Source organism: Pseudomonas sp. 1L-B-1-E-C1 (genome assembly GCF_057291835.1).
Genome location: NZ_JBXAWN010000002.1, coordinates 517,713 through 542,825, shown reverse-complemented (window position 1 = coordinate 542,825; position 25,113 = coordinate 517,713). Strand labels below are relative to the sequence as shown.

12 protein-coding genes are annotated in these 25,113 nt (G+C 60.0%); 2 read left to right on the top strand and 10 right to left on the bottom strand.

Going from position 1 to position 25,113, the window contains the following annotated elements; genetic code table 11:
- Window positions 1-60 precede the first annotated feature (60 nt).
- Window positions 61-2,835, top strand: coding sequence for a hybrid sensor histidine kinase/response regulator (locus tag AC0Z4S_RS06025; RefSeq protein ID WP_485622406.1), 2,775 nt, complete (start codon window positions 61-63; stop codon window positions 2,833-2,835).
- A gap of 23 nt (window positions 2,836-2,858) precedes the next feature.
- Here AC0Z4S_RS06025 and AC0Z4S_RS06020 read toward each other — a convergent pair whose 3' ends face one another.
- From AC0Z4S_RS06020 to AC0Z4S_RS06010, 3 genes are read right to left on the bottom strand one after another with little or no spacing between them, the layout of a single operon-like run.
- Window positions 2,859-3,500 (bottom strand): hypothetical protein, encoded by a 642-nt coding sequence (locus tag AC0Z4S_RS06020; RefSeq protein ID WP_485622405.1) that lies wholly within the window; start codon window positions 3,498-3,500, stop codon window positions 2,859-2,861.
- Window positions 3,497-4,198 carry a hypothetical protein gene (locus AC0Z4S_RS06015; protein WP_485622404.1) on the bottom strand — a complete coding sequence of 234 codons (702 nt, stop codon included), beginning with the start codon at window positions 4,196-4,198 and terminating at the stop codon, window positions 3,497-3,499. The genes AC0Z4S_RS06020 and AC0Z4S_RS06015 overlap by 4 nt, the downstream gene beginning before the upstream one ends.
- A gap of 57 nt (window positions 4,199-4,255) precedes the next feature.
- Window positions 4,256-5,056, bottom strand: coding sequence for a hypothetical protein (locus tag AC0Z4S_RS06010; protein ID WP_485622403.1), 801 nt, complete (start codon window positions 5,054-5,056; stop codon window positions 4,256-4,258).
- 233 nt (window positions 5,057-5,289) lie between these two features.
- Here AC0Z4S_RS06010 and AC0Z4S_RS06005 point away from each other — a divergent pair, with 233 nt between their 5' ends.
- The gene (locus AC0Z4S_RS06005) at window positions 5,290-5,886 is read left to right on the top strand and encodes a MarC family protein (RefSeq protein WP_253498676.1); all 597 of its coding nucleotides are present in this window, start codon (window positions 5,290-5,292) and stop codon (window positions 5,884-5,886) included.
- A gap of 76 nt (window positions 5,887-5,962) precedes the next feature.
- On the opposite strand, the gene AC0Z4S_RS06000 is transcribed toward AC0Z4S_RS06005, so the two are convergent.
- The 7 genes from AC0Z4S_RS06000 to cobG all read right to left on the bottom strand — a co-directional run bounded on the left by AC0Z4S_RS06000 (window position 5,963) and on the right by cobG (window position 25,053).
- The gene (locus tag AC0Z4S_RS06000; protein ID WP_485622402.1) at window positions 5,963-13,030 is read right to left on the bottom strand and encodes a TcdA/TcdB pore-forming domain-containing protein; all 7,068 of its coding nucleotides are present in this window, start codon (window positions 13,028-13,030) and stop codon (window positions 5,963-5,965) included.
- A gap of 274 nt (window positions 13,031-13,304) precedes the next feature.
- Window positions 13,305-15,281 (bottom strand): hypothetical protein, encoded by a 1,977-nt coding sequence (locus AC0Z4S_RS05995; RefSeq protein WP_485622401.1) that lies wholly within the window; start codon window positions 15,279-15,281, stop codon window positions 13,305-13,307.
- The gene (locus tag AC0Z4S_RS05990) at window positions 15,176-20,401 is read right to left on the bottom strand and encodes a TcdA/TcdB pore-forming domain-containing protein (RefSeq protein WP_485622400.1); all 5,226 of its coding nucleotides are present in this window, start codon (window positions 20,399-20,401) and stop codon (window positions 15,176-15,178) included. The genes AC0Z4S_RS05995 and AC0Z4S_RS05990 overlap by 106 nt, the downstream gene beginning before the upstream one ends.
- 303 nt (window positions 20,402-20,704) lie before the next feature.
- A complete protein-coding gene (gene cobJ, locus AC0Z4S_RS05985; RefSeq protein ID WP_485622398.1) occupies window positions 20,705-22,405 on the bottom strand; it encodes a precorrin-3B C(17)-methyltransferase in 1,701 nt (566 codons plus the stop codon).
- Complete coding sequence (locus AC0Z4S_RS05980) at window positions 22,405-23,139, bottom strand: precorrin-2 C(20)-methyltransferase (RefSeq protein WP_408005089.1); 735 nt, start codon at window positions 23,137-23,139, stop codon at window positions 22,405-22,407. The genes cobJ and AC0Z4S_RS05980 overlap by 1 nt, the downstream gene beginning before the upstream one ends.
- On the bottom strand, window positions 23,136-23,762 hold the full coding sequence (locus AC0Z4S_RS05975) for a precorrin-8X methylmutase (protein WP_485622397.1): 627 nt from the start codon (window positions 23,760-23,762) through the stop codon (window positions 23,136-23,138). Before AC0Z4S_RS05975 ends, AC0Z4S_RS05980 begins: the two co-directional genes overlap by 4 nt.
- Window positions 23,755-25,053 carry a precorrin-3B synthase gene (gene cobG, locus AC0Z4S_RS05970; RefSeq protein WP_485622396.1) on the bottom strand — a complete coding sequence of 433 codons (1,299 nt, stop codon included), beginning with the start codon at window positions 25,051-25,053 and terminating at the stop codon, window positions 23,755-23,757. Before cobG ends, AC0Z4S_RS05975 begins: the two co-directional genes overlap by 8 nt.
- Window positions 25,054-25,113: the final 60 nt, after the last annotated feature.

Sequence of the window (25,113 nt, the reverse complement as noted above, 5' to 3'; positions counted from 1 at the left end):
GGGCTGTTCGGTCGTCGCGCATCGTTATATTCTGGCATCAACCTACGAAGGGATTTCGCCGTGCGCTGGCTCAGGATTGCCATAAGCTTCACCGTCACGCTGCTGACCGTGCTCTGCATGCTCCCGGCCCAGGCCACGCAAGGCAGTGGCTGGTCGGTATTGCTTGACGATCAGGGCATCCTGCAGCTGAGCGACATCCGCTCCGCTCGCTTTACCAACCAATTCAGCCCCATCGAGCTTGACCGCCTGACCGCAGCCGAGCGCGAGGGTGCCTTGTGGCTGCGCTTCAAACTGGCGCCGGGCAAGCACGAACAAGTGCTGCGCATCTTTGCCCCCGATCTGTCCCAGCTCAATCTCTACGTGCTCGACGGCGACCGGCTGATCGAGCAACGCAATAGCGGCAACGAACGGCCCCAGGCCGAACGACCACTGCCGAGCAGCGATTTCATGCTGCCCCTGCCCCAGGCCGACAAGCCGCTCGACGTCTACGTGCGCATGGTGTCCGACCATCAGTTACGCCCGCATATCACCCTGGAAGCGGCGGTCGAAGGCGCAGCCAGTCAGACCCAGACGCTGGTTTTCGGCCTGCTGTTCGGCTGCCTCGGCATGCTGTTGCTGCACAATCTGGTGCGCTATGCCTACTCGCGCTCGCGCAGCAGTCTGTGGCTGGCGATCTGTGAAGGCCTGCTGGGACTGAGCCTGCTGTTGCTGCTCAATCTTGCCGGCCCCTGGTTGCCGAACTGGCATGCAGTCCAGACACCGGGCGCCTATCTGGCGTTGCTGCTGACCGCCCCCGCCGGATTGATGTTCGCCCTGCGCTTCTTCGCGCCACTGGGTCAGCATGCGTTGAACAAACTACTGTGGGCCGACATTTTGCTGATCGTGACCTGCAGCCTGTTACTGCTGTTCGTCGACACCTTGCCGCTGAACATCATCACCTATGCGCTGGTGGCACTGGCCGGCCTGAGCATGTTGCTGGTGGGCTTTTATCACTGGCAAAAAGGCTACCGCCCGGCGCGCCTGTTCGTTGCTGCCATGGTGGTGTTCAACATCGGCACGCTGATCATTCTGCCGGCGCTGCTGGGGCTGACGCTGGTTGCACCGCAAGGGCTGATCATGACGCTGATGATGTTCATCTGCATCAGTGGCCTGCTGATGAGCATTGCGCTGGGCGAGCGCCAGCGCAGCATCACCGAAAGCCGTTTCAGCATCAGCCGTGATCTGGCGGCGAGTAATGCCGAGATCAATGCCAAGGCTGAATTCCTCGCCAAGATCAGCCACGAGATCCGCACGCCAATGAACGGCGTACTGGGCATGACCGAGTTGCTGCTGGGCACACCGCTGTCGGTCAAGCAGCGCGATTACGTGCAGACCATCCACAGCGCCGGCAACGAGCTGCTCACCCTGATCAACGAAATCCTCGACATCTCCAAACTCGAATCCGGGCAGATCGAACTCGATGATGTGCAGTTCGACCTCAATGCGCTGATCGACGACTGCCTGAGCATCTACCGGGCCAAGGCCGAGCAACAGAATGTCGAACTGATCAGCTTCATCCAGCCGCAAGTGCCACGGGTGATCAGCGGCGACCCGACGCGCCTGCGCCAGACCTTGCTGAGCCTTTTGGAAAATGCCCTGAAGAAAACCGAGGAAGGCGAAGTGTTGGTCGTCGTCGCCCTCGACGAGCGTAGCAGCAAGCCGCGCCTGCGCATCGCCGTGCAGGACAGCGGGGTGCCGATGGAGCCGGATGAGCGCGAAGCGCTGATGCATGCCGAGCTGCACAGCAAACATTTCCTGTCTGCCAATCGCCTGGGCGGCAATCTCGGGCTGGTGATCGCACGGCAACTGATCCGTCTGATGCAGGGCGAATTCGGCATCAAGAGCGGCGCCACCCAGGGCAGTACCTTGTGGCTCACCCTACCACTGGACCCTGATCGCCTCGAGCATCCGACCTCCGATCTGGATGGTCCGCTGCAAGGCGCGCGGGTGCTGGTGGTTGACGACAATGACACCTGCCGCAAAGTGCTGGTGCAGCAATGCAGCGCCTGGGGCCTGAATGTCAGTGCGGTGCCATCGGGCAAGGAAGCGCTGGCGCTGCTGCGCACCAAGGCGCACCTGCGTGATTACTTCGACGTGGTGCTGCTCGATCAGAACATGCCCGGCATGACCGGCATGCAGCTGGCGGCCAAGATCAAGGAAGACCCGAGCCTGAACCACGACATTCTGCTGATCATGCTCACCGGTATCAGTAACGCGCCGAGCAAGATCATTGCGCGTAATTCAGGGATCAAACGGATTCTGGCCAAACCGGTGGCCGGTTATACGCTCAAGACCACGCTGGCGGACGAACTCAATCAGCGCAACAAGGGCCAGGTTGTTTTCCAGCCGCAGGTCGTGACTGCCGCCACCGCCGCCAAGGTGCCGAGCGATTTCCGCATCCTCGTCGCCGAAGACAACACCATTTCGACCAAAGTGATTCGCGGCATGCTCGGCAAGCTCAACTTGCAGCCAGACACCGCGAGCAATGGCGAAGAAGCACTGCAAGCCATGAAGGCCCAGCGTTACGACCTGGTATTGATGGACTGTGAAATGCCGATCCTCGATGGCTTCTCCGCCACCCAGCAACTGCGCGCCTGGGAAGTCAGTAACCAGCGTATCCGCACGCCGATCGTGGCGTTGACGGCGCACATTCTTGCCGAACACAAGGAGCGTGCGCGTCAGGCCGGAATGGACGGGCACATGTCCAAGCCAGTCGAGCTGTCACAGTTGCGCGAACTGATCGAACACTGGGTCGCCCAGCGGGACCAGCAGAACCGGACGGCGTCGACGTTCTGAGATCTCCCGGGTTGCCGATTCGATCAAATTTCCAGACTGCTCAAGTACTTGAGTGAGCCCGTGATTACCGAATTCTTGACCTTTTCTCGAAACTGCGTGTAATGAAGGGTATTGAAGGTGATGGCGGCGAACTGCTCAACGCTGTTGTGGATCAGCGTTTCATCTTCGCTGAACAGAAATCCCCGCACCGCTCGCTCGACTTGAAACTGTCGATGATAGACGCCCATTTCCACCTTGTTCGGGCCGTTCAAGACGCAGGGAATCATCTGGAAAAAACCGACGTTAGCGCGCAGGCTCGCGGACTCGAACAGGTTGAGCGCCAGTGCGTTTCGCTCCATCGCCACCAGAGCACGGCGTATTGGCTCGCTGAATGCTTCGCCGAGTTTACTAGAGATACGCTGTGTGGCCTGCGTGGCCATCCGGCGGTTATTCAATGGCGCCAGTGTTTGCGGTTTCGGCATATCCCAGCCGACAAACCTGAGGACGTTGCAGTAATACTCGAACCAGTCACCCGACAGTCCGTCATTGAATGCAGCGCGCGTCGCCCGTTGTGCGTAGGCGGTGCTCATATAGATGTCTTCACGATGTGACGCCGGCAGACCACCCGCAAATGCCACAATACTCCCGCCCACGACCGCTGCCTGCGGTGTATTCAGATCTGTCACGGTTCGATCTCCTCTGGCAGGGTCAATCTTGCGACACTGCTGGCACGCCGGTCCCTGACTTTCAAGGCAATTGCCTTGCGCGCAGAACGATAGAGGGTTTCGGAAAGAGTGGCCCGTGCGTGATTCGCCTGGACTACGCCTCGCACATCATCGGGTTGATACACCTGTTGCAACGGATTGGACGTCAGCGCTTCGCGGGTCTTGAACTGGACATGCGAGGTTGTGATCGAGGACGGAGAATTCGCGCAGGTGACCAGCAAGCGCACATCCATCGACGATGCCGGTGCTGTGATCGCTTGCCCCGCCTCGGCGATTGTCATGCAATTGCGCAACAACTGGATCGCAGGCTCTTCGCCCGCCAGCTTTGCCATTCGAGCAAGCACGTTGGTCATTGTGCGGGTTTTCCCCAACGCGCCTCGGGTTAGCGCAGTGGTAAAAAAATCAAGGGAAGTTTCTGCCGTTTCATTGCTGACCGTCCAGGTCTGACTGGACTTTTGCTGGCGCAACCAGAAGTCATCAAGAACCCCTACATAGGCGTCGTACCAGTTCAGGCCCGGAGACTTTTCGACTTTTTTGTTGGCCACCAGTTGCGCCAATAAAGTTGAGTCAACCAGATCATCATAAACTTCCAACTCGTCCGTTTCAGGCAAAACCAGAATGGAAGCTCCGACGACCAATACCAACCAATTATCAGCCATATTATTTTCTCCCATACAAAAAAGGGCGGCCGACTTTCGGCCACCCTTCAAATTCAATTAAATATCATATTCTTCGATTTTCGAAACAGCATTCAGACCCAGTCGGCTTCGGATAGTAGCGCGGGTGGCCTCTGCGACTTCTGTGTTCTTGGCAAACACCGACTCACCGCGGTACATCTTCACATTGCGGATATCCACATCTACAAACATGACTTTGGTTGAAGTGTTCCGGCGCAGAAAACGTACCGCGCCGACCGCCATGATGGCTTCACCGTGAACTTCGGTGCAGGCGGCAGCCGTAACACCACCAACGCCTTGGTTCAGCAGATTGCGCTCGTAGAGCGTCAAGGCGGTTTCACGTGTCTTCAGCGCGGCAATGGCGTCTCCCGCAACCTTCAGCATCAACGCGGCGGAGGGGCCAGGGACGGCGACGCCAGCAACGACCGAGCTAAGAATTTCCAGCACCAGTTTATCCATCCGGACACTGGTGCCAGCGACTTCCAGGTCACTGTAGAATTTGCTGATCGGTGCCCAGCCTGCGTTGGTCATGACCTCGCGGAACAACAGATACCATTCCTGGCCTTGATGTTCCAGCGGATACTTTTTGTTTGCTACCAGACTTGCGAAAAGAAAGGCGTTTTGCGCATCGGATCGATTCTGATCGCTGAGGCCACCCGAGAAGGACAGGATACCTTCACCAACAACAGCGGCTTTATCGGGAGCCTCGACCACGTCGCCCGAGTTGATACCCAGAGCAAGACTGCGACTTTTAATAGCGGCAGGCTGATCAATTTGATATTCCTGCAAACTGCCAATGCAGTTGGAAATATAGGCTTTTTGAATGTACTGGTTATTCATCATGGATTCCTTATCCTTATTAAAACAAGCCCTCATGAACTTGTGAAAACAACCATAACCAAACCATTAACCGACAACAAACCAAAACATGTAACATCAATTACCAAACAAACTAAAAGCCAACTAACAATCACTAAGTCAACAACATCAGAAGACTTTGAATTCATGACACCCACAAGTCATTGAACGACTGATAGACTCCTTCCCACACTTTCCTGCCGCGAGCCGAAACCATGCTCCACGTGTTATTCAGCGTTTACCTGAAGATGCTGGTGCTCTACAGCCCGTTCTTCGTGTTGTCCTGCTTCATCAGCCTGACCCGTGGTTATTCGCGCAAGGAACAACGGCGCCTGGCCTGGAAAGTGGCGATCGCCACGCTGATCTCCAGCGTCTTGCTGTACCTGTTCGGGCGGGTGATTTTCGATGTGTTCGGCATCACCGTGGATGCCTTCCGGATCGGCGCCGGCAGTGTGCTGTTCATCTCGGCGTTGGGCATGGCACAAGGCAAGTCCGTGGTGCAAAGCGACAATGTGCAGCAGGACGTGACCATCGTGCCGCTAACCATTCCGCTGACCGTCGGCCCCGGCACCATCGGCGCCTTGTTGGTGATGGGCGTCAGTCAGCCGCACTGGGACGACAAGCTCACCGCGATCATGAGTATCGCGCTGGCCAGTTTCACCGTCGGCGTGGTGCTGTATCTGTCGAACCGCATCGAGCGGATTCTCGGCGATCAGGGTTTGCAGATCGTCAGCCGTTTGATGGGGCTGTTTGTTTGCGCTCTGGCAGCGCAGATCATCTTCACCGGGGTCAAGGGCTATCTGGTGCCATGAATCAGGGCCACAAACCGTAGTCGACAGAAAAACGCCGCGAACAGCATGGTTCGCGGCGTTTTGCCTTGAGGCGAGCTTAGCCGGCGATGGCCGCCTCAGCGGTCATCGCCCCGAATGTCACGCTGCCAGCGCGCCCTTTCATGGCCTGCAGTTGCCGCACCAACGCAGAGACCGGCAGGGATTGCCGGGCTTTGAAGGCGAGGAACACTTCCCCGCGCAATAACGGATCGGATGAGCACACATCACGCAATATCAGCGTGTGCTCATTGGCTGGATCCACGATGAGCAGATGGTCCTGAACGATCTCGAACAGCAGGTTGTCCGGCGTGTCGAAGTCCCAGATCAACTTGCCCGGGATCGTAGTTGCCTGCCCCGGCGCATGGCGACAGTCAACGATGACCGAGTCCAGTCGCGACCAGGCGGCCTTCGACAGATAACAGGTAATCCCCCCCTGCCCCAATCGCACGACGAGCGTGCTGACGTCATCGGCAATAAGCGGTAGCAGATCATTTATTTTGTCGTGGCCTTCAAGGGTCATGACCTGTGCATCGCGCTGAAGGTAGTCGAACGGCCCGAAGATGTGCATGTCCGGATACACCTGCACCGTGCCCTTCCCGCGCTCGTGCAGCAAGACACTTGTCTGATTGCGGGTGCCCAGCATGACAACGTCCCCAGGCATGTCGTCGACGGCAATGCTCACCAGACGAGCGCTGTGCACGTCGTACCACTGCAAATGGCCAGGCGCGGCTTCCACAGACACAAAAGCCTCGTGGTCGACCCTGGCCAACAAGGCTTGCATGTGCTCGATCAGACGCTCGCCCTGTGCCGCCACCCAACGACGGTCGACAGCGGTAACCCGGGCTGTCTGCTGATGGCCCAGTTGCAGCGATACGCCGTCGACGGTGGTACCGCGCAAGCCGGAGCCTTCGACCCTGACGTCGGTAAACCGCCAGTCGCGCCACGCCCGCACAGGAATTGGCAGAACGTCACTGTGCAACAGTCGCAGCCCCTCACCAAACGCCCGCACAAGCTGCTGTGGTTCAACGAACCCCTGGGTCCAGATTTCACCCGTGGACATATTGAACAGCCAGGCCGCCCGATTATCGGAGGCCATGCCCAGCAAGCGCACTGCAACGTCGCGCCCCGGATCGCAGAGGAGCAGGCGGCCGTTCACACACCAGGCATTCAGGTTGCCGTCACCGGCCAGATTGCGTAAACCAACGATCGCAAAACTGTCCACCGGATAACGTTTGGCAAGTAGCTCCAGCGTCAGCCACCAGTGCTTGTGATTTTTCAGCCACTGCTCGCCGACAGCATAGAGAGGCCACTCGCCTTGCGCAGTCAGATTAAAGAGTCGTCCCTCGTCATCGAGTATCAGATAGCCGCTCTCGACCGCCATGACTTGTTTGAGCCCTGGCGGCTGCACCCAGTGATCCGACCACTGCTCGACGCCCTGCGCCACAACCCGCTGTCGGCGACAAAGGGTCTGGTCCAGACGGTTGTAAATGAAAAAGACATTTTCTTGCTCCGTCATCGGCAGCAACACCAGATCCGTCAGATTCCTGATCGAATCCGGCCAGCCAAGGGCGTGATGGGCCGAGGGCAGCGGATGAATCAACAAACGGTCGAGACTGCGAATCCAGACGATATCGCGCTTGTCCGTGGCGAATGTCCAACTGACGGAAACGTACGTCGCCGGTTGCCAGTCGACGGTCGTTTCACCGTCCCGCTCAGCAACGTGACGAAGCGCTGCGTACTTGCCCAGCACCGATGACCAGTCGGCCAGGGTCGCGCTGGCGAACAGGGTCGCCTGCAGCTCAGGCGCCGTCTCGTGGGTGACGGAACTCACCAGCAATTGCTGCCGATGGATCAGGTAATTGAACCGACGGGGTCTGCCATGGGCATCGGTGACAGTCTGCACGACATGAATCACGCCATGGGCATCCATCTCGACAGGACCAATCACGCTTTCGCCCTCAGCCAGGATCAACCGATAGCGATACCTGAGCAATCCGCTGACGGCATCGACCTGCCAGATGTCATAGCTGTCCGCCAGATAGAAATACGCATACCCATCAGCCACCAGGGCCAGTTGCGCATCTTCGGTATCGGCGATTTCTTCGTTGCGAATATAGAGGAAGCGGTCTTCCCGAGCGTCATACCAGGCCGTGGTGGAGCGCGGCGCCTGCGGCGATTCGAACGGAATCAGCCAGTCATGCACCGGCGTATACGGCAGCACCAGACGATGCTCTTGGGCCAGCGCTCGGAAATGCGTCAGCAACGCTTGCTCATCCAGCCCCTCCGGTGCGCTTTGCTGGAGGACATCCAACTGACGCTTGCCACGGTCAACGCTGAACGTTTGTTGATCGCCCGTGCGAATCAGCAGCGAGTGACGTCCATGGCCGCTCACTTTCACGTGCACATTACCGATGTACAGATCGCCCAGGCGCTCGATCCGGATATCACTTTCGCGTGCCCAGGCGGCCTCCAGCATCCATCTGGAAAAGTGCTGGCTCGACGACACGAGTTCGATGTGAGCGTCTGGATTGAGCGCCAACGTGCAATGTGCGCCACTGCCGAAAATTTTGTACGACACGTGATTTTTCCAGGCACGCGGTAGCGACGGGACCACCAGAGTGCGTTCAGCCGGATCCAGAACAACCTCGATAACGGTGTCGCGATACTGGGGAAGCAGACGGTTGACGATGTAGTGAGAAGGAAATGAGTAGAACGAAAACAGGAACAGCCATTCGCCGTTGGCTTGCCTTTTTTCCAGGCGGCGGGCGATGTCGAAACCGCGGTCGTGCCGCGAAGAAGCAAACGGCAACGCCTTGTATTCATAGCCATAACAGGTCTCGGGGGTGCACGGCAGGACGATGGCTTGCCCCTTGGCCGGTGCAAACGAGAGCTGCCCGGGCAAGTCCAGGTGCTGGCGCACATTGATCGCCCGAGAGTAGTCAGCGTCGAAATCCGGCACACCGAGGTGGTCGCGTAACGGGTAAAGCCTGGGACTGTCGAGTATCAGCGCAGTGGCGAGCAGATCAATTCTTTTGACCACCAACGCCGGCGCCACCACCCACGCTTTGAGGGCGTCATCGAAGCGATAGCCGACGCCGTGATGAGCTTCTTGCAGATCCGCGAAAAATGCCCCGACTTCCTGAGCGTTGCGTGCGATAGCGGCGAACCCTTGCGCGAGCGCCGCCACTCCCACAGCCAACCCGCCCAGGATCACTCCGGCGCCCCCCAGCACCGCGGCGGCAGTCGACGCGCCAGCCACTGCCGCTCCGACTCCACCGGCCGTCAATGCCAGACTGGCGGAGTCAAACGCCAGCTGCGTACCGTATTGCGCTTTTTCAACATCGTTTGCGGCGGTCACCAACTGATAAATGTCAAAACCGACATTGGCCAGTCCCAGCACGGCCCCGACACCTTCATTGGCGGCATGCCCCAACGCTTCCGAGACAACCGATGCACAAGTGCGGGCAATGATCTTTTCTTCGCCCAGCGCGGTTTTGACCAGCTGCACCAGCCCGACCACATCCACGACGTTGCCATGCAGCAACTGCGCGTAGTTGAGGTAAGCGTGCAGACGTACGGCGGTGGTCAGCGTGCGTCCCTCGCCTTCGCGTCCGCGCAAGGCGTTCATCAGTGCCTGGATCGCGAAACCGGCATTGAGCGTATGGACACTGCCGACCTCCGTCGGATCGAGCACCGCACCGGTTGCAGGCGGTTTGCGCGCCAGCGTTGAAAACTGCTCGGACAACCAGTTTTTGATCCGTAGCAATCGGTGGTCGTCGCTGACAACCTGCACCACCCGTTCCGGCTGCGCCGGGTCGATCAGACTCACTCGATACTGGCCCTCGGGGGTGACCTCCAGGGTTTCGAACAACGGCACCAATGGGGTGACCGAAGCATGAAGGTCTTGCAGCGTCGCCGTCGCGCTGGCGATCTGCTCGCTCCACCAATGACTGTCCAACCCGAGCAGGCTGGCGCCCAGACGGGAATTGTCGACCAGTGATCGACCATGGGCGCTGTTCATACGCTGGCGCAGCTTGCCCGCTGGCTGCCCGGGCAATGGCTCGCCCTTGAGCATCTTCGCCACCTCGAAACCGGCGGACAATGACAACGCCGCCACTTGCTCGCCTTGCAACTCGATCAGGTCAAACGTAGGCCGGATTTCGCCACCATAGGCCGCGTAATATTTGGCCATGCCCATCTTCAGGAAAAAGTGCTCAAGCGCTCGCTTGAGCATGGCAGCACTCTCGAACTCGAACACCCCGAAATTGGGGTCGTAAAAATGATAGAGAACCTTTTCACCCACCACCGTTTTCGCCAACAGCATCGAGTGATTGTCCGAGTTGAACATCAGCGTCCGGGTGCCCGCATGACGCTCCAGTGCGGCGGTGACCTGGCTCAGATCGGCACGCGCCAGCGTCTTGCCCACCTCACTCAACTGGGTCCCGCGCAGTTCCTCCAGCGCTTGCACAAAAACAATCGAATCATTCTGCAGCGGCTCAAGGACGGCCAGGTAAAAACGTTGGCGCAGGTGATGGAAAGCCGTTCCGCCCGTCGCAAAAGCCGCGGCCATCATCAAGGCCAGAGGGTAACAACGCCCGCCGATGGACTCGCCAACGCCATCAAGCAACAGATCCTGCGGCACCGGTTGCACGCCGCTGACGTCGAGTTGACTGAAGACCTGATCCATCTGCCGGGCAATCTGCAAACGATGTTCCAGCACGGCCACTTGTTGGATCTGCGCCACGTAACGCCCCCACTGTTGCAGGGTCTGCGCTTTCATCAGCGCCGCTTTTTTCAGGTCCAGCGCGCTGACCGACGCTGCCGGTTCCACGATATCGCTGACCAGCCCGTCCAGGAACGCTGCGTCTTTGCGGGTATACAGGTGTCGTTCAATGACGGCGTAGCGACTCGAAGTACCCAGATCACGGACGCTGTTGGCCAGGTTATCGAGTTCACCGCTGTGGGCTTCGAAGCGTTGGCCGTGCAGCGAATCGATTCCCAGCAACATGCCCAGCGCCAGGCGCTGCAGTGGCGATGTCTTGGCCAGTGTCAACTCACCATGGGCCATCGCGCTCAGCACTTCATCCAGTCCCAGGCTCAGGAATCGGCTGTCATGCGGAAAAGCCGCCGGTTGCGCGCCAACCGGCTGATTCCTGATGCGCTGGCGATCGGCAAAACTCAGGGGCAGCGGATCATCGAACGTAATCGTCACGTCGAGGCCCTGACGCATGGCCTCGACGAAGCGATCATCCAAGCCGTCGACCAGGCGTTGCAAGATATCGGTCAGCACCACCGCCCGCCCTTCAATCATTGGCCAGCCCTGTTCGAATTCAATGGTCGAACCCGTGAGCAATTGACCAACATCGCCTTTGTAGCGAGTGGGATAAAGGCCTTGCTTCCAGCGCGCCTGCTCATCCTCGACCCATCTCACCGGATCGGTCGCGTTGTCCTTCCAGGAGTGATCCAGTTCTTCCTCGGTGGCGCGATTGACCGAGGCGTAGCGCGCAATGGCGGCCTCGGTGCGGATCGCCTCGGCCTGCGCCGGGGTGAAGTGCAATCGGGCGTAGTCGGCCATGGCATCGCGTATCGCGCCCGGGCCGGTCAGGTAGATGGTGCCTTCGCTCTGGCGCCGGATGCCGTCACTGAAATAGCTCGCAGCCGCGCTGGCGAGAAAGCCTGCGAGGATTTCTTCCTGGTTCGGCAGTTCGCGGAGCGGGCCGTAGGTCTGTTCCAGAGTCGTCTGTGCCAGCGGCAATACACCTTCAAAGTCAGTCAGTGCGACACCGCGCTGCGCAGCCAGACGCAGGGTGTCATCGACCAGCTGATAGTTGAAGCGGATACGGTCGATCACCGCTTGCAGTGTCGCCGATCCGGCATGGGCCATCAGGAATGCATTGGTCATCGAACTGCCTTCGGCGACCGCTCGCAACATGAAGGGGCGAGCCAGCAGATCGGTCGGTGCCTGGAAAACCTGGCTCAATACCGGACGGCTCTTGGCGAAAGCCTCAAACGCCGCATAGTGCTCTGCCGGAATGCTCTTGGCATAGCTGTTGGAGGGCTGACGGCCCGGCATCCAATCGGGATTGTGGTTGAGCAGCAATTGCACAATACCCAGGCGAGCGTCGACGTGCAGAACCTCGAGATCCACCCCCGCCATCTTCGCTACCAGAGGCGGCAAGTTATCGACGTCGGCATAGCAGCCGCTCTCGCGATACAGCACTTCGACCCGCACGATATCCGACGCTGCCGCCAGATTGCCGCGCAAACGCATCTCCTGCTCATAGTGGCTCTGAAGCTGCAAGGGCGCAGGCGTAGCGTCGAGGTCGCGCAACTGCAGATTGCCTCCGGCCATGCCTTGCAGGGTGCGACGGTTCTGCTCGCGCAGTGCCTGCAACGACGCCGCGTCCTGGCCATAGGCGCGAACCAGCAGATCGATCCGTGCGTCATCGGCCGATAGTCCTTTGGCCACAGCCTCATTGAGGTGTGCCTGCATCTGCCGCTTGAGAACAATGGCCCGCTCTTCGTAAAGGTCAGCCAGCGTATTTTCATCGACCGATTTATCGCCGACGCCGGCCAGGGCATCGGCCTTGGCAGCCTCGACCATCAATTTGTTGGTCTGGTAGGCCAGCAGCGCATCGCTGTCGTACCAGAGGTTGAGCGTGTAACCCTGCCCGGCGAGTACTTGTTTCCAGACATTGAGGTAATCACGCTGGATATCGCCAAGTCCGCCCCCGAGCCAGACGAAGTGCAGCGTTTTTGCAACTTCTGTCGGCATGGTTTTCAGCAGTTCGTTTCCTGCATGAACACGCGACTCGAAGGCTTCGACCCGCTCATAAATGCGTGTCAGATCCGGGCCGGTCCTTTGATCGGTGGCACCCGCAGATTCCATCTCGCGCCTCACCCGGCCCGGCCCCTGCAATGGCTCCAGCGTCTGACGTAACAGCCGCAAGGGCTCAAGCAACTGTTTCGAATCCTTGGCAGCAACACAAGCAGCGTAATATCGCAGCAGCGCATCGTAGTGCCTGGTGTTTTTGTGCAGCAATACCGCTTGTTCAAAATCACTACGTGTAAAGAGCTCTGCAAAGTTGACAAAAGTCTTATCAGCTGACACTTCAATATTTCGCATAACGTCCTCGGAGTCCTTCGATTGAATTGTACCGAGCGCCACGCTAATCATTAAAATGGCCAAACACAAAAAAGAAACAACTCAATTATTTTCAGAAATCATGCGCAACTTAAAACCCTGCCTTAAACCAGATCATTCGCTTTCCATATATTTCAGCGAGCCACTCAATATCTTTAGCATGCAAACAATCGCAAACAAACAAACCCATTAAATAAAAAATGGTCGCAAACTTCCGCTCACGACCATTTTCAACTTTTAAGTTTCGACTTATATCTCAGGAAAGTTGCTTGATGAGTCTCTCAAGAGTTGCCACCTCTTGATCGGGATGTACTTGTGACAGCGCGTTGAGCCACTCTTCGACACCTCGCTGGTAATCCACCCCGCCAAGCCTGATGGTTATCTGCATCGGCCGGCCCGACTCGTCGTTGCCGGGTGTGACGTTACGCACGATCAGACTGTGGGCCGTGTCCGGATCCGAGAACACCAGTTGCCCGTCGACCAGCGACACCAACAAATGCTCGGCAGCAACCATGTCCAGCACCAGAGTGCAGACACGCATGTCGGCAGCGCCTTGCGGGACCTGGCGATCGACCACGATGCAGTCCAGCCGTTGCCAGGCTTGTTCCGAGATCCGGTAGCTCAATGCCTTGGCACCAAAGGTCAGAATCAGTTTTTCGACTCCGTCAGGCAGCATTGCCATAAGATCGGTGACCTCACCACTCACATCGAGCGCCAGGATCTCGCCTTCGCGCCGGGCGTAACTGTCTTTTACCCAGATACCGTTCACCGCTCCCCGACTGTAGATCAGATTGTCAATCGGGTCGAACAGCATCGCCACCGACGTGTTGCGCGCGCCAAGAAACTCCGACCACTGACCATCGGCCCGGCCCGAAACATCGAAGAGTCGATCCAGTTCCGGCACGAAGTACTTGTAGCGCCCCATAGAGTCTTCGACCTGCAAAACCGCTGCATGGGCTTGGCCGCTCAATAACGCCTTCAAGCGGGCCTGTAATTGCTCGGCGGTCTGCCCGGCGATAAACGACCACTGTTTTTCGACGCCGACGATACGGGCCGGCTGTTGATCGAGCAGCTCCAGGTTCACCCCCTGGCGGGTGCGGCCGAGCAATCCTTGCCCCTGCGTCACCACCTCGGCGAATGCCCATTGCCCCCAGACTTTTTCCGCCATTGGCAATAACGTGCGATCCAGTAACCGCTGCCCGTTGGCAAACGCTGCGCGCAACGCCTGGATCTGCACCAGCGTCTGGCGATAGAGCTGCCCGGCCGAGACATCCAGCAACCAGGCGGCCTGGTTGTCCGGGGTCAGCCCGAGCAATGCCAGCTCTTTACCTTCACCGACATCGGCGAGCAGCACTTTTGCGCCGATACACCACGCCGCCACTGAGTGCAGGCCGGAAACATTGCTCAGTCCGATGATCGCAAACGGCGCATCTCGATGGGCATCGGCCAGCGCCGGTAACGCAGCGAGCCAGTCGGTATTGCTGCGCAGCCAGTGCAGGCCGACGCCAACGAATTGCAACTCGCCTCGCTTGTCGACCTCAAACAGCCGACCGTCTTTCCGGGTGGCGATATAACGTTCAGCGAATGAGCTGACATCGATAACATCTTCGGCGATGACTTGCCCATCCGCCGATTCAGCCCCGCGGCGCAGCAATCGGGCCTGTTTGCTGTAGAACAGCGGTTGATCACCCAAACCGTCATTCCAGCTCAGCAGAACCGTGTCCAGCTTCAGCCCGGTGCTGTGGGCCAACTGGAAATGCAACTGGTCAGCCAGGCGGATCCAGCCCAGATCCCGCAACGTTTGCTGCTCATGGCTGCGGATCTGCACGAACCCGGCGCAGCCCCATGCGCTCAGACTCGACGCCATGCCAGACGTGCCATCGGCATAGGTGCGCGGCGTCTTGAAGCGATCCACCAGGGAACGCCAGTAAGCCGCCGTACGCCTCGGTGTGTAATCGCTCCAGGCGGCTGAGGTATGAATGCCGGTAAGCACTACAGAATACTCCGACAGCTGGTACTCGAACGTGGTCTCTACCCCACCGTTGACCTCAAGCATCTTTTGCCGGACGCGCAGGCCGTCGGCCGTCTGCTCACAACCGATGATTCTTGCACCACTGGCAGGGTTCATCAGTCGGTAGCGATGGTTGACCGTGCCGGTGATCGCATCGACCCGCCAGACCGTCGCATGCTCGGGATGGTAAAACCATGCCTGCCCGGCGTTGGCCGCAGCCAATGCAACGTCGTCACTGACATTTTCGGGCAGGTTGCGCGCATACAGCAGCCGCGCATGCGCCAGTCATAAAAGGCGGTGACCAGCAGGTGGCGAGGGGCGAAGCTCATCGGCACGCGAAATTTGTATAACGGCACGTAAGCCGCCGAAACGCGTCGCTCGGCCACCCGCTTTCGAATCCGTGCCAGCAGCGCAGCCTGCGAATCCTGTTGCTCCTGGGTGACCGACACCAGCAGCAGCCGCTGTTCTTTCCAGTCGAGATTGAACATCTCGCCATTGTTGAGCTGGATGAAGTCCACCTGACCTTCAATCCGTATTCCATCGACACTGAGGAACGATTCTGCAAATCGCACTCTGTTTTCGCTGACCCACGGCGCATGAAGCACCCACTGGGTCGCCGCGTAATTACGCAGGGAAACGGCCACCAGGCCGGGGGTCAACCAGAGCTGGCGAGCCCCCGGCGAGCGGGTGAAGATCTCGTAGGAAATGCAGCCTTTCCACTCCGCCGGCAAGGTTGGCACCAGCAACTGGCGCACCTGCTCGTCCAGCGTCACGACAATCCGGGTGGGTTTATTGAACGGGTATAGCTTGTAGAGAATGTGCGGGATCGGCGTGTTGGCGAAGAAATAGAAACGCTGGTTGCCATGCTCGTCGTATTCCAGTTTGTTCACGGTGCGGTTGCGCAGGCTCGGATACCAGGTTTGCATGAATGGCTCGCTGAGCTCGTCAGCCAACCCGCCAAATGGCAAAAAGGCGTTGAGCAGACCCGATGAGGCCTTTTCGCTTGCTTGCCGGGGCTCACGCTCCAACTCGCCAGGCTGTGGCTCATAGGCATAACCGGACGTGCCGACCTGGTACTCATAACCGAAGTAACACTGCGGTGTGCACGGTAGCACCACCGTCTGTACATCACCGGGCGCCGGCCGGATCAGACTGACCACTTGCGGCAATCCGAGCGTCTGGCGGATATCGATCGCCTGGTGCAGTCGCGTCGGGTGATTGTTGAACTGCGGCAGCTCAAGGCCGCCGCGATCCATGGGGTAGAACTTCTGACTGTCGAAGCGGATCCGGTTGTTTTGCAAGTCCAGTTCGGTGATGACCGCTTCGGGCTCAAAACTAAGCGCACCGTCCTTGCGTGTGTAAACGCCGGGGCCGTAGGCGTCCTGGATCTTGCGCAAGTGTGCGCCCACGCCTTTGGCCTTGTCGCTGATCTGTCCCAGGTTGCTGGCGATCGCCGCCACGCCGATGCCGACGCCGAGCAGCGGTACCGACAGAATCGCTGCGGCACCGCCTACCGCTCCGCCAACCGCCAATGCGGTGATGTCCAGCGCCAGGGCCGCGACATTGAACACCAGTTGCGTGGCCAACCGTGAACGCTGTTCCTGATTGGTTGCCACTGCCAGGCCGTAGAGGTCAAAACCTATGTTGACGACGGAGAAGACAATCCCGGCCGCGACCGTGGCCCGGCCCAGCAACCGCCCGGACAGCGATGACTGGCGCAGCGCCAGGGCCTGCTCACTGGCAGCCACCTGACGGACGAGACTGACGATCTGTACCGCATCGTTCAGTACGCCATAACCTAACTGGGCGTAACTGACATAGACCTGCACCTGCAGCGCAATCGACAACGCCGGCACCTGCTCTGCCCCGGCCTGGTATTCACGATGGCGCATCTCGGTAATCAGCGTCTGGATCGCGAAGGCAAAGCTCAACCGACTGCCGCCGTCGGCCTCGCCCGCTGTCGCAGGTTTGCCGGCAAGGGTCTTCACCAGACGCTGGATATGCTGTTGGATTTTGCCAAAGCGCGCGTCGGTGGTGGTGACGACCCGGGCGTTTTGCGGATCGCGCGCATCCACCAGCGTCACGCTATAACCCGCGTCAGGATTCTTCTGCAGCGTTTCCAGCAGCGGCAGATACTCTGCGCCCAACCTGTTATCGGCACGTAGCTGACCGGTGGCCTGTTCGAATGTCTGAGCCCAGTAACGTGCATCCTGTTGCGCAAGGCTGGCGCCCATCCGGGCGTTTTCACTCAGCGATCGCTGGCGTGCAACGGCTTGTTTTTCCCAGACCGAAGTACCCCGGGGATCGACAATCGGCGCGTTGTGCAAAAAGCTGTCCAGCCGCGTATTCGTCAACAGCGTTTTGTCCGCGATTGCTGTGGTATCGAGCTCGACAACATTGAACCGCGCACGGTCGCCCTCCGCGAGACCGTATAACCGGGCCATCGCTCCCTCATCTCTGCTCAGGTAACGCTGCATGCCCTCTTTAAGCTGCTCTACCCGTGCAAATCCGTAGATCGCGAAATTCGGCTCGTAAAACCGGTAGACCGTCTGGCTGCCTGCCACTATTTTAGCCATCAGCAGCGCGTGATTGCCGGTGTCGAGCAGCATGACGGTCGAAGCGCTTTTCGCCTCGAGCGCTTGTACGATGGTGTCCAGGCTCTGATGGCCCTGGAGCTTGCCGACAGCTGTCAGCGGCTCCGTCTGCAATTCGTCCAGCGCCGCCAGCAAAGCCCGCGAGTCGGCGTCCTCTGCAGCGTGACTGACATTCGCCACCCGGCCGATCAGGGCTCGCTCGGCCGCTTCGCCACCGACCAGCGCCGCCGCCACCATCAGTGCCAGCGGATAGCAGCGACGACCTGGATCGCCCGGCGTGGTCATGAGCAGATCCTGCGGCACCTTCCTCGCGGAAATGGCGCCTGCGTCAAACAGTTCGGTACGAACCGCCTCACCGCTGCGCAGAATCTGCCCGTGATATTCACGGCGCGCCGTACTGTTGATCCGGGCGATACGCTCGCCCCACTGACGCACCGTCAATGGATCGCTCAAGGCGCGCACCTTGAGTTCGCGGGCCGTGTACGTGGTGGACGGTTCAGCGCTTGCCAGGCCAGCCTTGAAGGCCGGTGACGCGGACTGGCGCAAGGCATTTTCGATAGCGTTGTAGCGGGCAAACAGCCCATCGTCGGCGGTTCGCGCGGCGAGGCTCGACAGCTCTTTCCATGCACCGGCAAAGCCATCGATATCCAGACTCGCCGCGCCGAACATCCCACCCAGCATTACGCGCAGCAACGGGCTGAGTTGTTCGACAACAAGCGAGCCGCGGGCCACCCGAACCAACAGTTCGTTCAGGTTACTGGTGGACTCGGCACCGAGAGACGGCGGCAATTCAAAAGCAGGCTGGGCAAGAATCTGCTGGCGGGTATCGAAACCGATGGAAAACGCTTGGGTAAAAGTGATGTCGCCGCTCAACTTGTCTTTCATTGCGCGAATGAACGGTTCGCCCAAGTCATCCATCAGCTGTTGCAGCACCGAGGTCAACAGCACTGGCTTGCCCTCGATCACCGGCCAGCCTTGTTTGAAGGTCAGCGTCTGCGGCCTCAGCAGATCCGCCAACTGCCCGACGTAACGTGACTTGAGTTTGCCGCTGCGCCATTTTTCCTGCTCGTTCTCAAGCCACTTGTTTTCATCGCCACCCACTGTCCAGCCGGAGATCCGCTCCTCCTCCGTATAAACGTTATAGCCCTCAAGCAATTTGAGGCGATCACGAACCTTATCAATCTGATCGGCTGGCACACGCTGTTCGATGTATCTGACATGTCCTGCCGCCCCCGCACCCGGCCCGGTAAGCGTAATGGTGCCCACGGCATTGACTCGAATACCGTCCCGATAATAAGTGCAGATCGCCTCGGTCAACTTCCCTGAAGCATAGTGAATACTGGATTTCGGAAACTTGCCCGCCGACGCCGCTTCATTGACCACATTTTGAATGACTGGCAACGCCCGTGCCTGGTCCGCAATATCGATGCCGGCCGCGAGCAAGCGGCGCTCCGCCTCTAGAAGGCAGTCATAATTGACCCGGATCATCTGCATGTAAGCCAGGGTCATCGCGCTGCCCGGATGAGCGATGAAATGCGCATTCATTTCTCCGCGATCGGCACGGCCCTCGGCGGTTCCCAGGCGAAGGGCATCGTGCGGCACAAGGTTGTCCTGTGGTGCGACGAAAATCTGCTGAATCCCGGGTTTACCGCGCGCAAAAGTGGTGAGCGCCTCTTCATGCCGAGCGGGAACTTTCCCGGTAATCGCCGTATAACGGTTCCGATCCCGCCCGGGCATCAACGCTTGATTGTGATCCAGCAACAGTTTCAAGACCCAAAGTCGCTGCTTGTCATCAAAACCGCTGATATCCACGCCGCCCAACGTCTTGGCCAGCGGCGGCAAGTAATCCATGTCGCTGTAACGCCCTCCCTGCAGATACTCGGCCTGCAGCCGCACGACATCGCTCGCGGCGGCGAAATTGCCGCGCAGGGACACTTCGCGTTGATAGACATCCTCTAAAAAGTGCCCGGCGAACTCGTGGCGAACGTCACGCAGCTGCAGGTCCGTGCCGGCCATGGCCTGATGCGTTTCCAGGCACCGCTGCCGGAACGCCTCGAGCGTCGCGTGATCCTTGCCGTAAGCGCGAACCATCAGCTCGATACGCGCCTCGTCCGCCCGACCAGCCCATTGCGGCTGGTTCAGGAAGTCGAACATCTGATGTTTCAATGCCCGCGCGCGGTCTTCAATCATCTGCGACAACTGGTCGGGCGAGGTGACCTGGTCGCCTCCCGACGCCATCGCATCCGCTCTTGCGCTGTCCAGAATCACCCTGTTCATCTCAAAAGCGAGCAGTGCATCACTGTCGTACCAGAGATTGAACCGATACCCCTGCGGCTCCAGCACCTGGCGCCAGATGTTCATGAAATCGCGCTGATTGGCGCCGACCTCACTGCCGCCGACCCAAACGAAATGCATGATGTTCGGCACGGGCCGGGCGACGCCGTTGAGCATGTCCACCGTCGCTGCCAATCTCGCCACATAGCGATTCAACCGGCTTCGTATCCCGTGGATGCCCATGGGCAGCGGGGTAGACTTGCGATCCAGCAAGGCCTCGAGTCGTTCCTGAAACAGTTTCACCGGCAACAGTTTTTCAACCACCGCGGCGGTGTTGCTGGCAACTTCATGAGACTCGGCCAGCGCCGCGTACTCGCCTGACCCGGCAAACTCGCTCAATACATCCTTGAGGGTTGAATATTCTGCAGCCGAGGTGAACGTAAGTTCGTCGGCATGGCTTTGCGTAGTACTCATCCGCATTCTTCCTTGATTCAATAGTCCTGAGTCGCAACAAACTAGTGAGGAAGTACGGGGCACTCAAACTTGAACAAGCTCAAATAATGTCGAATGAAACATCGATCAACATTCCAATGCGACAGCCGCATGATTCAGCAACAACTTCGCCCGTTTTTTCTTCTGCCATAAATGACAAAAAGCCACGCCCCCGTAAAGAGCATGGCCTTGTATTAAAGTAGAGGCTCAACTTCGCAAGTGTTGACCTGATGTCACGACGAGAGAAGTTATTTACAACTTCCCTCTGCCACAACACCGGCAATGTCATGAAATCGGCTTTTCACCGTACCAACGTGGCGTGTACACCCAATGTCCACCACTCGCGCGGGTGAACGTGCACGTGGTCGAAGAGCCAATCAATACCATCGTGCGCATGTCCACCTGATCTGCGGTCAATGCGCCCAACGTCGTGGTGCGCAATGTCTGCCCCGGGCGCCCGATGTCACGCCCCAGGACCACCGGGGTTTGCGGCGTGCGGTGCCGGGCAACAATTTCCAGTGCCCGACCCAGTTGCCACGGACGGGCGCGGGAGATCGGGTTGTAGAACGCCAGCGCCAGGTCCGCTTCGGCGGCCAGATCCAGACGTTTCTCGATAATCGACCACGGCTTGAGGTTGTCCGACAGCGACATCACGCAGAAGTCATGCCCCAACGGCGCACCGGCCTGAGCGGCGGTGGCCAGTGACGCGGAGACACCCGGCAGGATTTCCAGATCGACGCTGTGCCACGCCGGGTCATCCGATTCGTGCAGAGCTTCGAGCACCGCAGCGGCCATGGCGAATACGCCCGGGTCGCCGGAAGACACTACGATCACCGAGCGCCCCTCGGCGGCGAGGCGGAAGGCGTGGCGGGCGCGCTGCATTTCTTCGCGGTTGTCGGTGCAGTGCTGCACCTGATCGTCGCGGAAGGGGCCGGCCATGCGCACGTAGGTTTCATAGCCGAGCACATCGGTGGCGCGGGCCAGTTCGGCCTTTACCGCGGGCACCATCAAATCGGCGGCGCCGGGGCCCAGGCCGATGACCGCGAGACGACCGCGCGGGCGGCCGATCTGCGACACGTCCAGCGGTTGCTCGGCAATCGCGATCGCGAGATTTTCAACGCTGATCACATCCGCCGCTGGCACTGCAACGCGGGCCAGGGTTTGCAGATCGCTTTGCGCGGCGACGAAGCGCAGGGGCACGCCCAATTCGAGCGCAGCTTCACGCAGGTTCGTCGAAGCCATGTCAGTGTCGGCTGCCACCAGACAGGCCAGCGCCGGCACGGCGACGGTGGCTGCATGCAGCGCATTGCGCACGACATTGGCCAGATCCGCCACTTCAGCAGTCACCGCCACCGCCACACTGCGCGGGTAAATCAGCAATTCATCGGCGCTGGCCACACGCTGCGCACTGCTCACATGAATCGAGCGCTGCGCCTGCGGATCCTGCGGCAACTGCGCCTGATCCAGCCACGGCGCCGCGCCTTCGATACGCACGCTGTGCCCGGCGAGCAGGTCGGAAACGAAGCGTTTGCCTGACTCCAGATCCGCCAGCGCATAGCCGCTCGGCGGATTGAGCAGGCAAGTGCCAAAGCGCAATTCGCCGCTGGTGGTGATTGCCGGCGCCACTTGCAGCGCCGCCGCGATCTCCCGGGCCATGACGTTTACTCCGCCCAACCCGCCAAGTAGCGGCACCACGGCGCTGCCGTCTTCAGCGACAGCCAGCACCGCCGGTTCGGCGCCTTTCTCCAGCAACAACGGCGCCAAGGTGCGGATGACAATCCCCGCCGCGCACAGGGCAATGATCGGCGTGTCCTGTTGATACAACGCGCGCAGAGTCGCGCCGAATTCCTGATAGCTGCTGTCGGCGCCTTCGACCCGTCCGGCGAGGCCGTGGATCTGCGCCGCCGGATAGACCTGCTGAATCCGCCGCGCCGTGGCGAGGCTGCCCTGGCCGAGAATGACGATGGCGGGAGTCGATTGGCTCATCAACCTTGCCACCGTTCGCCCGGGACGATGATCAGCGAGAAGTACGGCGAGGACATCGGCTCGACCTGATCCATCGGCACGATCTTCTGATTGGCCATGGTCGCGCGCTCGACATACAACGCACGCTCGGCGAGGCCAAGTTCTTCCAGCACCTGACGCACCTTGGGAAAATTGCGCCCCAGTTTCATGATCACCGCCGCATCGGCATCGGCCAGACGCCGTTTCAATTCGTCATGGGGCAGCACACCGGAAAGTACCGACAGGCTCTGATTGCGATACACCAGCGGCGCGCCGAGCACCGAAGCGCCGCCAAGCATCGAGCACACGCCCGGCACCACTTCGGCTTCATAGAGACTGGCGAGGCGGTCATGCAAATACATGTAGGAGCCGTAGAAGAACGGGTCACCTTCGCAGATCACCGCCACGTCGCGGCCGGCGTCCAGATGCTCGGCCACCGCCACGGCGGCTTCGTCGTAGAAATCGCTGATGACCTGCTCATACGACAGCGGCGCCGGCAACGCCTCGGTGGTCACCGGGTACACCAGCGGCAGCAGATTCTGCGCCTCGACCAGGTGCGCCTCGATGATGCCGAACGCATTGCCCTTCTTGCCCTTGGCCACGAAGTACGCGACCACCGGTGATTCGCGCAGCAGGCGCAAGGCTTTGACGGTAATCAGTTCCGGATCACCGGGACCGACACCGAGGCCGATCAGACGTCCTTTGGCCTGCATCATTCGATCTCCGTGGCGAGGGCATTGACGGCGGCGGCGGCCATGGCGCTGCCGCCGAGGCGGCCCTGCATGATCACGAACGGCACGCCACGACTGTCGGCCGCCAGTGCGGCTTTCGATTCGGCAGCGCCGACGAAGCCCACCGGAAAACCGAGAATCAGCGCCGGTTTCGGCGCGCCGGCGTCGAGCATTTCCAGCAGATAGAACAGCGCGGTCGGCGCATTTCCGATCACCACCACACTGCCTGCAAGGTGCGGGCGCCACAGCTCCAGCGCGGCAGCCGAGCGGGTGTTGCCCAGCTCGCGAGCGAGCTCCGGCACGCTGTCGTCGCGCAAGGTGCAGATCACTTGATTGTTGGCCGGCAGACGGGTGCGGGTCACGCCTTCGGAGACCATCCGCGCGTCGCAGAGAATCGGCGCGCCGGCCGCCAGCGCATCGCGCCCGGCCTTGCCCGCGCCTTCGGAAAACTGCAGACCGTCGACGGCCTCGACCATGCCGCACGCGTGGATCACCCGCACTGCGAGTTTTTCCAGATCGGTGGGGATGCGCGCCAGATTGGCCTCGCGGCGAATGATCGCGAAGGAGTTGCGATAGATCTCCTGACCGTCGCGGATGTAATCAAGCATCAAGGGGGCTCCGGGAGCGGGCGTCGAGCAGGGTCGCGGCCGCTTCAATAGTAAGGTTGCAGGCGTGCAGCGAGCCGAAACCAGGCTGAGCTGCATCGCGAAAGTAGAGGTCGTAACGACCGGGGGCAACGGCCAGCAGCGTGGCTGGCGCGCAGTGAGCGGCGGCGCAGGAGCGCGAACAACCCGACAGGTGCACGCTGAGTCCCGCCGGCAGCAGCGGCGCCAGTTGCCGGGCGTCCTGTTTGGTGTCGGCCAGGCCTTTGCCGCAGCCATCGGCACCGGTGCAGGCGATCAGGCGGGTCAGCGGTTCGGCTGCGGTCGCCAACAGGCCCAACGCCCGAAACTGCTCAAGCACTGCGTCGGTATCAGTGGCCTTCACGTTCGGCAGCAGCAGGCTTTGCCACGGGGTGAAACGCAGGCTGCCATCGCCAAATTGGCGCGCCAGTTGCGCCGCGCCGCGCAGCATCGGCGGATCGAGTCGTCCAAGCGGCGGCACCGCGCCGATGTAAAAACGATCCGTCGTGTTTTGCTGCCGGGCGCCAATGTGCAGCGCGTCTGCCGACGTCGGGCGCTGCCAATTGCTGATCGCCTTGACCAATACGCGCTCGCGCAACGATTCAAGAAAGGCGAGCCTTGGCAACTCGTCGAGCAGATGGCGCATCCGTGTTTGCTCTGGCCGGGCCAGGTCGAGAAACAACTCCAGCACCGCGACCACCAGCGCGTGAGCGTTGTCCAGGGTCACGGCGCCGAGCGGGCGATCGGTCGGGCAACCGGCCAGACCGAATGCCCAGAGGATGTCGCCATCACGCTCGCACGCCGACAGCCACAGATCATGCGGATGCTCGAGCATCGCCAGCGCTTCACCGCCATCGAGCTGCACGGCGAACTTGGCGCTCAGCTCGTGGAAGCGCGGATGGCTTTGCAAGGTGTCAAGGATCTGTTCGGCGAGCGGGCGCGTGTCGATCAGCATCTGCCGATCGATCCCGGCGGTCGGGCTGAGCATCAGATTGCGTACATCATCGCCGGCGGCGTTTTTTGGCCCAAGGCCAGCGGCGAGCAGGCGCTCGATCAGCGCCGCCGATTGCGCACCGATCCCGCGAATCTGCAGATTGCCGCGATTGGTCGCCTCGATCGCGCCACTGGCGAACTGCTCGGCGGCAGTGGCCACCGCATCGGCCTGATCAGCGCTGATCGAACCGCCGTCGAGCTTGATCCGACAGATACCGCCGTCCAGTGCCTGGACGATACGCAGCAACCCCGGGCAGGCCGAGGGGCGTAAGGCGGTGGACATCGGGCGTTCGTTCAAGGGGCTGACCGGTTGCGTGGCAGAAGCGCTTCGCGGGCGAAGGCG

What these genes read in the sequence shown, in the direction of transcription:
- AC0Z4S_RS06015 (WP_485622404.1), bottom strand. Translation starts at nt 4,198, where the DNA reads ATGGCTGATAATTGGTTGGTATTGGTCGTCGGAGCTTCCATTCTGGTT.
- AC0Z4S_RS06010 (WP_485622403.1), bottom strand. Translation starts at nt 5,056, where the DNA reads ATGAATAACCAGTACATTCAAAAAGCCTATATTTCCAACTGCATTGGC.
- AC0Z4S_RS06005 (WP_253498676.1), top strand. Translation starts at nt 5,290, where the DNA reads ATGCTCCACGTGTTATTCAGCGTTTACCTGAAGATGCTGGTGCTCTAC.
- AC0Z4S_RS06000 (WP_485622402.1), bottom strand. Translation starts at nt 13,030, where the DNA reads ATGCGAAATATTGAAGTGTCAGCTGATAAGACTTTTGTCAACTTTGCA.
- AC0Z4S_RS05990 (WP_485622400.1), bottom strand. Translation starts at nt 20,401, where the DNA reads ATGAGTACTACGCAAAGCCATGCCGACGAACTTACGTTCACCTCGGCT.
- cobJ (WP_485622398.1), bottom strand. Translation starts at nt 22,405, where the DNA reads ATGAGCCAATCGACTCCCGCCATCGTCATTCTCGGCCAGGGCAGCCTC.
- AC0Z4S_RS05980 (WP_408005089.1), bottom strand. Translation starts at nt 23,139, where the DNA reads ATGATGCAGGCCAAAGGACGTCTGATCGGCCTCGGTGTCGGTCCCGGT.
- AC0Z4S_RS05975 (WP_485622397.1), bottom strand. Translation starts at nt 23,762, where the DNA reads ATGCTTGATTACATCCGCGACGGTCAGGAGATCTATCGCAACTCCTTC.
- cobG (WP_485622396.1), bottom strand. Translation starts at nt 25,053, where the DNA reads ATGTCCACCGCCTTACGCCCCTCGGCCTGCCCGGGGTTGCTGCGTATC.